This is a genomic window from Ruminococcus sp. (assembly GCF_017650195.1).
Classification (GTDB): domain Bacteria; phylum Bacillota; class Clostridia; order Oscillospirales; family Ruminococcaceae; genus Ruminococcus.
This window is the reverse complement of sequence record NZ_JAGCFH010000169.1, coordinates 1-9,230: the sequence shown is the minus strand read 5'-3', so window position 1 is coordinate 9,230 and position 9,230 is coordinate 1. Positions and strand designations below refer to the sequence as shown.

At 43.5% G+C, this 9,230-nt stretch carries 6 protein-coding genes and 2 pseudogenes; 1 reads left to right on the top strand and 7 read right to left on the bottom strand.

Features of this window, described 5'->3' with window-relative positions; genetic code table 11:
* Window positions 1-452 (top strand): annotated as a pseudogene (locus tag J6U00_RS07945) (30S ribosomal protein S1); the annotation flags it as partial.
* A 35-nt stretch (window positions 453-487) separates the two neighbouring features.
* Here the strand turns inward: J6U00_RS07945 and pfkA are convergent.
* The 7 genes and pseudogenes from pfkA to J6U00_RS07910 all read right to left on the bottom strand — a co-directional run.
* Window positions 488-1,450, bottom strand: a complete 963-nt coding sequence (gene pfkA, locus J6U00_RS07940) for a 6-phosphofructokinase (RefSeq protein WP_296580814.1) — start codon at window positions 1,448-1,450, stop codon at window positions 488-490.
* Between the two features lie 153 nt (window positions 1,451-1,603).
* Window positions 1,604-5,008: a DNA polymerase III subunit alpha gene (locus tag J6U00_RS07935; protein WP_296580813.1), complete on the bottom strand. Its 3,405-nt coding sequence runs from the start codon at window positions 5,006-5,008 to the stop codon at window positions 1,604-1,606.
* A complete protein-coding gene (gene whiA, locus J6U00_RS07930) occupies window positions 5,005-5,913 on the bottom strand; it encodes a DNA-binding protein WhiA (protein WP_296580816.1) in 909 nt (302 codons plus the stop codon). The genes J6U00_RS07935 and whiA overlap by 4 nt, the downstream gene beginning before the upstream one ends.
* Window positions 5,914-5,930: 17 nt before the next feature.
* Window positions 5,931-6,803, bottom strand: coding sequence for an RNase adapter RapZ (gene rapZ / locus J6U00_RS07925; RefSeq protein WP_296580812.1), 873 nt, complete (start codon window positions 6,801-6,803; stop codon window positions 5,931-5,933).
* 22 nt (window positions 6,804-6,825) lie between these two features.
* Window positions 6,826-7,731, bottom strand: a complete 906-nt coding sequence (gene murB, locus J6U00_RS07920) for a UDP-N-acetylmuramate dehydrogenase (protein WP_296580810.1) — start codon at window positions 7,729-7,731, stop codon at window positions 6,826-6,828.
* Between the two features lie 37 nt (window positions 7,732-7,768).
* On the bottom strand, window positions 7,769-8,728 hold the full coding sequence (hprK, locus tag J6U00_RS07915) for an HPr(Ser) kinase/phosphatase (protein WP_296580808.1): 960 nt from the start codon (window positions 8,726-8,728) through the stop codon (window positions 7,769-7,771).
* Window positions 8,729-8,767: 39 nt separating this feature from the next.
* A pseudogene (locus J6U00_RS07910) lies at window positions 8,768-9,230 on the bottom strand (hypothetical protein); the annotation flags it as partial.

The following is a 9,230-nucleotide window of genomic DNA, read 5'->3' as shown; positions in this document are numbered from 1 at the left end:
TGTCAGTATCACGTATTTCTCACCCCTCAGACCGCTTTTACATCGGTCAGACAATAAAGGTGGCTGTAAAAGACAATATAAATGGAAGGATATTTCTCACGCACAAAGAGCTTCTAGGGACATGGAAAGAAAATGCTTCACGATTCAGGGTCGGCGAGACAGTTCCTGGGATAGTCCGCTCTGTAGAGGACTACGGGATATTCGTGGAGCTTACGCCCAATCTTGCTGGTTTGACCGAACCTCGTGAGGGTATAAAGACAGGACAGAGTGTAAGCGTTTACATAAAAGCTATACTTCCAGAAAAAATGAAAATAAAACTTATTATCGTAGACGTCTGCTGTGAAGAGGTATTACCGGAAGAATATGATTACTTTATCAATGAAGAACATATAGATAGCTGGATATATTCATGCGAGAGCTCTGGCAAAATAATAAGAACAGACTTCGTATAAAAAATGCACCTGTATAAAACAAGTGCATCATTATTTTAGTATGCTATTTCCTCAGCGATATGATGAAGCTTTTCATCATAGTCCTTATGCATGGAGAGTGCTTCTTGGATATCATAATCAACAAGCTTACTGTCCTTTATACCCACAACACGGTTGCTGATACCCTGCTCAAGGAGCTCAACTGCATAATATCCCAGTCTTGTAGCTTCAACTCTGTCTCTTACAGTAGGAGAACCACCTCTCTGTACGTGACCGAGGATAGTGAATCTTGCGTCAATGCCTGTCTTTTCCTGAAGCATTTTTGCAATCTCTTCACAATGGCCAACACTTTCAGCAACGATAACCACAAAATTCTGCTTTCCCTTTGCCTTCTTAGCCAGCATTGTGTTTGCAATCGCATTTATATCGTAAGGAACTTCCTTTGTGATAATATCGGTAGCACCACAGGCAACGCCTGTATTAACAGCGATATGGCCTGCTCCTCTACCCATTACCTCAACAACAGAGATCCTGTCGTGAGATTGAGCTGTATCACGAAGCTTGTCAACAAGCTCCATTGCTGTGTTCATAGCTGTATCAAAGCCTATAGTGTAGTCTGTGCAGGCAATGTCATTGTCGATAGTTCCGGGAACACCGATACAAAGCACACCCTGTGCAGAAAGATCAGCAGCGCCTCTGAAAGAACCGTCTCCGCCGATAACAACCAGGCCTTCTATACCCAACTCGTCAAGCTTGGCCTTGCCCTTTGCAACGCCCTCTGCTGTTCTGAATTCAGGACATCTTGCTGTATAAAGAACTGTACCGCCTCTGTGTATAATATCGGAAACACTTCTCTCGTCCATCTTGACGATATCTCCGTTAAGAAGGCCAACATATCCTCTACGGATACCATAAACTTCCATTCCCTTTGAAAGAGCCGATCTTACAACTGCTCTTACAGCGGCATTCATTCCGGGAGCGTCTCCGCCGCTTGTTAAAACACCGATTTTCTTGATCATAAATATTCTCCATTCTGCACTTGGCAAATATTATTAAACTCGCAGACGATCTGCGACATAATCCCATACTCTTATATTTTACTACTTTGTGTAAAAAATGTCAAGAGTATTAAGGATTTTTTCGCTTAAAAGTCTTAAAAAGATATAATAAAGCTAAATAAGTCCTATTTCAGAAGGAGTGAAGTGCTTTTTCAGCTCATCAAAGGATTCTCTTGAAAGCTTAAGACTCAGTCTTGCTCTCGGAGCTACTGTTTTCTTTATATCAGTAAGGTAGCAGCAAACCTTCGTATCTCCGCTATATTTCTCGCATACAGCCACGAGCTCGGGTCTGAGAACCGTTTCCTTTGAAGTGGTCTTGATACACAGCTTCATATTTGATACGGCTCTGTCGAATTCGTTTTCGGCTATTATCGCACCACAAATTATTGTTAAGTGGTCGTCCTTTATTGATATTTTTCCGTTTATGATAACTATGGAATCAGTATAAAGCTTGTTGCCGCTTATCAGATAAAGATCAGGGAATACTACTCCTTCTGTATCTCCTGTTTCATCAGCAAGATTCACAAAGCACATCTTATCCCCTTTTTTTGTAACATGAAGCTTTATGCTCTCAACATAGCAGAGAAGCTTTATTGACATTCCATCACTCAAAGAAGTGTCACTTATCAGGTCTTTTATCTTCCTAGTATGCATCAGTTCCGCTATCCAGCTGTATGGAGTAAGAGGGTGTCCGCTGAGATACATACCCGTTGCATCCTTTTCAAGGGCAAGTATTGTTTTGTGATCATATTCCTGCTTGTATGGAATTCGAATATTCATTTCTGTCGTGTCCGTACCTTCAAGGAAATTAAGCTGCCCTTCAATGATACCTCTTGAACCTGATCCTGCCATTTCAAAAAGAGTCTCATAGCTCTCAAGCATCTGTCTGCGGTTCAGACCTAGCCCGTCAAATGCTCCTGCCTTTATAAGGTTTTCGAGAGCTTTTTTATTAAGCTCCCTTCCTTCGACACGCTCACAGAATTCCTGTAAACTGTGGAATATTCCGTTTTCTTCCCTTTCGGCAATTATCTTTTCTGCAAGGCCGCTTCCTGCATTTTTTATAGCAAGAAGTCCGAAATACATCTTACCGTCCGAAAAAGTAAAGCCCTTGTTGCTCTTGTTGATGTCCGGACGCATTATTTCTATGTCGTATTCCCTGCACGAATCAATATATTCTGCAAGCTTCGAGCTAGCTCCCATTACACTGGACATAAGAGCAGCCATGTATATACCCCTGTAATAATATTTAAGGTATGCAGTCTGATACGCAAGATATGCGTAGGCTGCCGCGTGAGATTTATTGAATGCATAAGAAGCAAAGCTGACCATTTCATCGAATACCGAGTTAGCGATATCTTCAGGAACGCCGTTTTCAGCGGCTCCGTTTACGAAGCTCTCACGTTCCTTCAGCATAACATCCTGTTTTTTCTTTGCCATGGCACGGCGGACTATATCCGCATGACCGTAAGAGTATCCGGCAAGCTTGCGGCATATTTCCATTACCTGCTCCTGATATACCATACAACCATAAGTGTCCGAAAGTATATCCTTGAGAAGTGGATGCTTGTACGTTACTTTCTCAGGATGCTTCTTGTTTTCGATATAGGTTGGTATAGATTTCATAGGTCCGGGACGATACAGTGAGATAATAACTATAAGGTCTTCAAGACGTTCTGGACAAAGCTCCATAACCCTTGCAGTCATTCCCTCGCTCTCAAACTGGAATACTCCCTGTGTATCGCCGTCTGACAGCATGTCATATACTCCCCTGTCATCAACAGGTATAGCATTTATATCAAAATCCGATTCTGTTTTGTGTATCTCGTTTACCGTGTCTCTTATTATTGTAAGGTTACGAAGTCCAAGGAAATCCATTTTAAGAAGTCCCAGTGACTCCAGTACTCCCATAGTATACTGCGTGACAACAGTCTCGTCGTTACGTTGAAGAGGTACAAGATCACTAAGAGGCACTGCTGAAATAACAACCCCGGCCGCATGAGTAGAGGCATGGCGCGGCATACCTTCAAGCTTCATAGCAAGATCTATCATTCTGCGTACATTTCTGTCGGAATGATACATTCCGCTGAGCTCCTCGGAAGCTTCAAGTGCCTGACTTAGGTTTGCCTTCGGGTCTATCTCCTTTGCGGCAGTATCACATATCTGATAGGATATTCCAAGCACTCTTCCCACATCGCGAACCGCAGCACGCGCCTTTAAGGTATCAAAGGCGATTATTTCCGAGACCCGGTCTCCTCCGTATTTACGCACCACATAATCCTTAACGCTCTGTCTTCCCTCGATACAGAAGTCTATATCAAAGTCCGGCATACTAACTCTTTCAGGATTAAGGAAACGTTCGAAAAGCAGATTGAACTTTATAGGGTCGATACCGGTTATGCCGATACAGTAAGCACAAAGGCTGCCTGCTCCGGAACCTCTTCCCGGTCCTACAGGCACACCCTTCTCTCTTGCGTAGCGTATAAAGTCCCATACTATGAGATAGTAGTCGGTATATCCCATTTTTGTGATGACATCAAGCTCGTATTCCATTCGATCAATAACATTTCCAGGCGGTTCCAATCCGTATTTCTCTTTCATTCCCTTTCGGCAGAGCTCACGAAAGAACTCCTTGTTATCTGTTACACCATCCATGGTGAACTTAGGAAGTTTGATATTTCCAAATTCAAAATTCACATTGCATCGTTCTGCAATAAGATTTGTATTTGTTACAGCCTCCTCATGACCTTTAAAAAGATCTGCCATTTCATCTGCGGACTTTACATAAAATTCATCGGTCTCAAAACTCATTCCGTTAGGCTCTTCAAGCGTCTTTCCTGTCTGTATACACAGCAAGACGTTCTGCATTTCCGAATCCTTCCTGCTGATATAATGACAGTCGTTTGTCGCCACAAGAGGTATTCCTGTTTCGGAGGAAAGCCTGTAAAGCAGTGGAAGATTCTTCAGCTCCTGCATTATCCCGTGATTTTGTACCTCTATGAAGTAATTGCCCTTGCCGAATATGTCCTGATATTTCAGAGCTACAGACCTTGCCTCATCATAGTGACCTTCTGCAAGCAGACGCTGTATCTCTCCGGCAAGACAAGCTGAAAGACATATCAGTCCGCCGTGATACTTTTTAAGAAGCTCTATATCGACCCTCGGTCTATTGTAAAATCCTTCCAGGCTCGCAGCAGAGACTAGCTTTACAAGGTTACGGTAGCCCTCATTGTTCTCACACAGTAATACAAGATGATACGGAGAAACGTCAAGCTTTGAGTCACGGTCATGTCTAGTACGTCTTGCAACATATACTTCGCAGCCTATGACTGGCTTTATGCCTGCGGCGTTTGCAGTGCTCCAGAATTCCACAGCACCATACATATTACCGTGATCGGTTATGGCTACAGCAGTCTGTCCGAGCTCCTTGACATGAGAGATGAGTTCCTTTATGCGACAGGCTCCATCAAGTAGACTATATTCCGTATGGACATGAAGATTAACAAATTCATCTGCTCTCACTTGATACTGCCTCCGTTCCGCAATTCATCTGCCATTTTTGCAAGCTTCTGGAAGCGGTGATTCACACCCGAACGACTAATGGGCTCACTAAGGTTTTCACCTATCTCCTGAAGGCTCATATCTGTATTTTCAAGGCGAAGCTGTGCGACCTCACGAAGCTCTTCGGAAAGGCTTTCGATACCCACAGCTCTGTCAATGAACTTGATATCCTCTATCTGCTTCATAGCAGCCTTTACAACCTTGTCTATATTAGCCGCGTCACAGTTTGCTATTCTATTTGCCTTGTTGCGTATATCTTTGTATATCTTCATATTCATAAGCTCAAGGGTACACTGGGACGCACCGATAAAGGTCAACGTATCCTCAATGGATTCGCTGCCCTTGATGTATACTATATTCTGCCCTCTGCGAAGCATGGTCTTTGCAGTCGCGCCGATATCATTAAGCAGTACAACGAGCTGTGAAGCAAGGCCCTCGTCGGGACAGGAAAATTCAAGGTGATACTCCTTAGCAGGATCATTCACGCTTCCGCAGGCAAGAAATACCCCTGCTGTAAAAACTCCGAGACTATTTGTTGCAATAATCTCGGAATCTATTACCCTTGCTCCATCGGCAAGTCTGTATTTCTGAAATACGGCTTCCGCATTTTCACCTTTTATCTCACAGTTGTATAATATGGCTCCGTTCCTGCGAATGTGCTCTCCAGTTACTGGTCTATACTTGAAAACAGCTTCAAAAAGGCTGCTGAAAAGCTCTGCTGATACCCTGCTCTCGCTCTGGAAGCATATATGCTCCCTGGAAAGTATGCGGCAGAAGAGCAACATACCATAAAGGCAGGCAAAACGCCTGTCTTTATCATTCACAGAGGTGCTAATTTCGTTTCTAACATCATTTGAGAAGGATATTTCAACTCACTCCCCACTTAGAATTTTTTGTCCTTTGTTATATCTCTGTGGTACTTTTGTACCTTATAGTCCTTATCTGAAAGGTGTTTTGCCATAAGCTCGGCAAAGGTTATGGAACGGTGCTTTCCACCGGTACAGCCGAAGGCTATAACGAGTTGGCTCTTTCCCTCCTGAACATAAAGAGGTATGAGGAAGTCGATAAGGTCAGTAAGCTTGTCAAAGAGGACCTTTGACTGTGAAAAGCCCATAACATAGTCCCTGACGCAGCTGTCACAACCTGTATGATTTCGTAACTCCTCGATATAGAATGGATTGGGCAGACATCTTATGTCAAACATAAGATCTGCGTCTGAAGCAATCCCATATTTGAAGCCGAAGGACATAACCTTTATTATAAGCGAATCGGAATTCTTTTCCAGGAATATGGATTTTACCTGCTCCTTGAGCTGAGAGGACGTAAAGTTTGACGTCTCGATGTAATAATCAGCTATTTCACGGAGCTGCGAAAGCTGAGACCACTCATAGTCTATAGCCTCGTGTATATTACCGTTGAATTTCTCAGACAGAGGGTGTTTGCGCCTCGTCTCCTTATATCGCTTAAGTATGACATCATGAGCTGCTTCAATAAAAAGCACCTTAACATCCACATCAGGCTGGCGCTTCAGTTCCTGCCAAGAGCGGAATATTTCGGCAAACATATCGCCTGTGCGTATATCTACTGCAACAGCGATCTTGCTAATGTCAGATTCGGACTGTCTGCACAGATCTACGAACTGGGTTATAAGCTTTGGCGGTATATTGTCGATACAGTAAAAACCGATATCCTCCATAACGTCCATGACGCTTGATTTTCCCGAACCAGACATACCGGTCACAATCAATATCTGCATAGATCTCTCCAAAAAGCTATTATCAGCTTAATATAACAGGTTCAAGTTCAAGTATATAACCTGTCTTTTCGTTTACTATCTTCTTAACTCTGTCGCAAAGCTCGAGCACATCGGCACAGGTAGCATATCCTTTGTTAATGATAAAGCCGCTGTGCTTTTCGCTTACCATTGCGCCGCCGCAGGTCATTCCCTTAAGACCACACTGGTCGATGAGCAGTGATGCGTAGCTCCCCTCGGGGCGCTTGAATGTGCTTCCTGCGCTAGGATATTCCAGAGGCTGCTTTGCGCTTCTCTTTGCCATGCACTCAGACATGGCAGCCTTTATCTCATCAGGCTTTCCTGAAGAAAGCTGAATAGTAACGGAGGTTATCACCAGGTCTGTCCCGGAAAATATGCTCCTACGGTAGGAAAGCTCCATATCCTCCCTGCCGATTTCTTTTATCTCACAGTTTTCGTCTATATACGAAGCAGAAACAACTACATCTTTCATTTCGCTCCCATAAGCACCGGCATTCATATAAAGTGCTCCACCGACAGTACCAGGGATACCAAAAAGATTCTCCATTCCGGTCAGTCCAAGCTGCTGAGCTCGTACACAGACTGAAGCTAGATAAGCTCCCGCGTCACATCTGATAGTATTTCCATCTGCCTCTATCTTAGCAAAATCATTGCCGAACAGAAGTATAACACCATCAAAGCCCTCATCAGGCACGAGCACATTGCTCCCCCTGCCAAGAACGCTGTATTTAATTCCCTTATCCTTCAGATATCTTATTATCTCCGCAGCAGATAAGGCTGAATTGATATTTATAAGAGCCCTACATGGTCCGCCGAAGCGGAAGGTTATATAATCGCTGAGCGGAGTTTCGAGCGTAATCCTACACCCTAGCCTGTCGCACAGCTCTGTCAGTTCACTTGTATTTATCATAGTACCCCCCTGAATCCTTCAGTTATATATAAGTCCGTTAGAACGCTTCATAGTCACGAACTACTTCTTTCGGGTCAGACTCCATACCGAGTCTGTTGAGAAGCTCACGGGCAGCATTGTATCCCATTTTCTTCTGTCTGTTATTCATAGCAGCAACTTCAAGTATTACCGCAAGATTACGTCCTGGCTTTACAGGTATAGTAAGGGAAGGTATCTTTACACCGAGGAGACTGACAAACTCAGTATCAACACCCATTCTGTCGTACACCTTTTCGGAATTCCACTGCTCCAGCTCAACAACAAGGTCTATTTTCTCAGTCATCTTTACAGCTCCAATACCAAAAAGACGGCGTGCATTGATTATACCGATACCACGGAGCTCTAGGAAATGACGAATATTATCAGGCGAGCTTCCCACTAGGCTTATATTCGATACCTTTCTGATCTCTACAGCATCGTCCGCAACAAGACGATGACCTCTTTTAACGAGCTCGATAGCGGTCTCACTTTTGCCGACACCGCTTTCACCGGTTATAAATACGCCTTCGCCGTATATTTCAATAAGTACGCCGTGTCTTGTCACTCTCGGTGCAAGATTGAGATTGAGATAAGCAATAAGACCAGACATAAAATTGGATGTGCTTTCCTTGCTTCTCAGTAGAGGAACCTCGTATTCTTTGGCAAGTTCTAACATTTCCGCAAAATACGGAAGCTCTCTTGTGATTATAAGAGCTGGTATCCTCTGAGCGAAAAGGAGTTGAAGGCGCTCCTTCCTGGTTTTTTCGTCAATGGTCGAGAGATATGCAAACTCCATTTTGCCGATTATCTGTATGCGTTCCGGATTGAAATACTCATAAAATCCCATGAGCTGTAATCCGGGACGATTTACATCATTCTCGTCAATCATGACCTCGCTGGCGTCCTTGTGTATATATATAGTCTCAAGCTTGAATTCATCAATGACGCGCTGAAGTGACACCTTAAAATTTTCTGCCATAAAAAACTCCGTTCTCCGGTCACTGACCGGGAATTATTTTCAGCCGATTACATACGAATCATATCCGCATTCGACTATCTCATCCTTTGCATCAAGCAATTCCTGTACACCTGCCGCTGAACCAGATACACGTACAACAACATTGAATTCGTCGAGTTCTTCTCCTACAAGATCAAGCATTTTCTTTACATTTTCAGCGGGAGTTCCGTTGAACTCATATACTGTATCTGAAGTATATACGCCGTAGCTGATAGCGTCAAGGTCTATATTTAGTATTACCGTATTGACCTTTAGCAGCATCGGCTGTACAATGTCATTTTTACCTCTTAGTAAATCCGCAGCATTCACCTCAAGGAACATTCTTGAACCGTTATTCATAGCCTTGTCATACATGAGGTTTGCCGCAGAGGTTAGAGCCATATATCTGTCAGATCTGACGTATCTATCTCCAAGATACTCAATATCAGACTGACGGAAGTCAGGGAATACAAAATCCGAACAT

Coding starts and splice junctions, on each gene's coding strand:
- pfkA (WP_296580814.1), bottom strand. CDS start 1,450: ATGATCAAGAAAATCGGTGTTTTAACAAGCGGCGGAGACGCTCCCGGA.
- rapZ (WP_296580812.1), bottom strand. CDS start 6,803: ATGCAGATATTGATTGTGACCGGTATGTCTGGTTCGGGAAAATCAAGC.
- murB (WP_296580810.1), bottom strand. CDS start 7,731: ATGATAAATACAAGTGAACTGACAGAGCTGTGCGACAGGCTAGGGTGT.
- hprK (WP_296580808.1), bottom strand. CDS start 8,728: ATGGCAGAAAATTTTAAGGTGTCACTTCAGCGCGTCATTGATGAATTC.